The sequence below is a fragment of the Actinoplanes flavus genome (assembly GCF_017592555.1).
Classification (GTDB): domain Bacteria; phylum Actinomycetota; class Actinomycetes; order Mycobacteriales; family Micromonosporaceae; genus Actinoplanes; species Actinoplanes flavus.
The window spans coordinates 1-1,954 of sequence record NZ_JAGFNS010000073.1 but is presented as its reverse complement, the minus strand read 5'-3'; the positions used below and the strand labels follow the sequence as shown (position 1 = coordinate 1,954).

Annotated in this window: 2 protein-coding genes; both read right to left on the bottom strand. The window is 67.7% G+C overall.

Features of this window, described 5'->3' with window-relative positions:
- The coding region (cysN, locus tag J5X75_RS43695; protein ID WP_208473630.1) for a sulfate adenylyltransferase subunit CysN at positions 1 to 1,292 on the bottom strand (1,292 nt) is incomplete at its 3' end.
- On the bottom strand, positions 1,292 to 1,954 hold a 663-nt coding region (gene cysD / locus J5X75_RS43690; RefSeq protein ID WP_208473629.1), incomplete at its 5' end, for a sulfate adenylyltransferase subunit CysD. The genes cysN and cysD, both read right to left, overlap by 1 nt.

The window sequence follows — 1,954 nt, the reverse complement described above, 5'->3', positions numbered from 1 at the left end:
GCCTCGATGATCATTCCGGCGCCGACCGTGCGGTTGGTGCTCTCGTCGATCAGGATGAAGCCACCGGTGGTCCGGTTGCGGCGGTACTCGTCGGCCAGCAGCGGCACGGTGGTGCGCAGCTTGACCCGGCCGATCTCGTTGAGTTTCAGCTCGCCGGCCGCCTCGTCGCGGTGCAGCGTGTTCACGTCCAGCCGGTACTGCAGACCGCGGACCACGGCACGCGCCGACCGGGTGGTGTGCTTGATCGCGTACTTGCCGCCGACGCGCAGCGGGGCCGACTCGTCCATCCAGCAGATCATCGCCTCGACGTCCTGAGCGGGCGTCGGAGCGTTGTGCGGGCGGCAGATCATGTCACCGCGCGAGATGTCGATCTCGTCGGCCAGGCGGACCGTCACCGACATCGGCGGGAACGCCTCGTCCACCGGCCCGTCGGCGGTCTCGATCGAGGAGATCGTGCTGGTCAAACCGGACGGCAGGACCATCACGTCGTCGCCCGGCTTGAGGATGCCGGAGGCCACCTGCCCGGCGTACCCGCGGTAGTCGGTGACCGTGGTCGACTGCGGACGGATCACGTACTGCACCGGGAAACGCACGTCGACCAGGTTGCGGTCGCTGGCGATGTGCACGTGCTCCAGGTGATGCAGCAGGGACGGGCCCTCGTACCACGGGGTGTTCTCCGACCGGCTGGCGATGTTGTCGCCGTTGAGCGCGGAGATCGGAATGATGGTCAGGTCCGGCGCGTCGAGCTTGGCCGCGAACGAGGTGAACTCGTCGGCGATGCGCTCGAAGACCTCCTGGCTCCAGTCCACCAGGTCCATCTTGTTGACGCACAGCACCAGGTGCGGCACCCGCAGCAGACTGGTCAGGAACGCGTGCCGCCGGGACTGCTCGACCAGGCCCTTGCGCGCGTCCACCAGGATCAGCGCCAGGTCCGCGGTCGACGCGCCGGTCACCATGTTCCGGGTGTACTGAATGTGCCCCGGGGTGTCGGCGATGATGAACTTGCGCCGCGGCGTGGCGAAATAGCGGTACGCCACGTCGATCGTGATGCCCTGCTCCCGCTCGGCGCGCAGGCCGTCGGTGAGCAGGGCCAGGTTTGTGTACTCGTCACCACGGGACGCGCTGGCGCTCTCCACCGCCTCGAGCTGATCCTCGAAGATCGTCTTGGTGTCGTACAGCAGCCGGCCGATGAGCGTGGACTTGCCGTCGTCGACGCTGCCCGCCGTGGCGAACCGGAGCAGGTCCATGCCCCGGGAAGCGGCGGCCTCAGGCTCGAGAACTGCCTGGCTCATCAGAAGTAACCCTCTCGCTTGCGGTCTTCCATCGCGGCCTCGCTGACCTTGTCGTCGCCACGGGTCGCGCCGCGCTCGGTGATCCGGGTCGCCGCGACCTCGTCGATCACCTTCTCCACCGTGTCGGCGTCGGAGAGCACCGCGGCGGTCTGCGACGCGTCGCCGACCGTCCGGTACCGCACCCGGCGGACCTCCGAGGTCTCACCGTCACGCAGCCGGATGAACTCGTTGACCGCGTAGAACATCCCGTTACGCTCGACGACCTCCCGGTCGTGGGCGTAGTAGATGCCCGGGAGCGGAATGTTCTCCTTGGCGATGTAGTGCCAGACGTCCAGCTCGGTCCAGTTGGACAGCGGGAAGACCCGGATCGACTCGCCCGGATGATGCCGGCCGTTGTAGAGCGCCCACAACTCGGGCCGCTGGTTCTTCGGATCCCACTGGCCGAACTCGTCACGGAAGCTGAACATCCGCTCCTTGGCGCGAGCCTTCTCCTCGTCACGGCGAGCACCGCCGAAGAGAGCGTCGAACCGGTACTTCTCCACCGCGGCGAGCAGCACCGGCGTCTGGATCCGGTTACGGGTACCGTCCGGCAACTCCCGGACCAGGCCGGTGTCGATCGCCTCCTGCACACTGGCCACCACCAGGTTCAGGCCGAGCGAGGC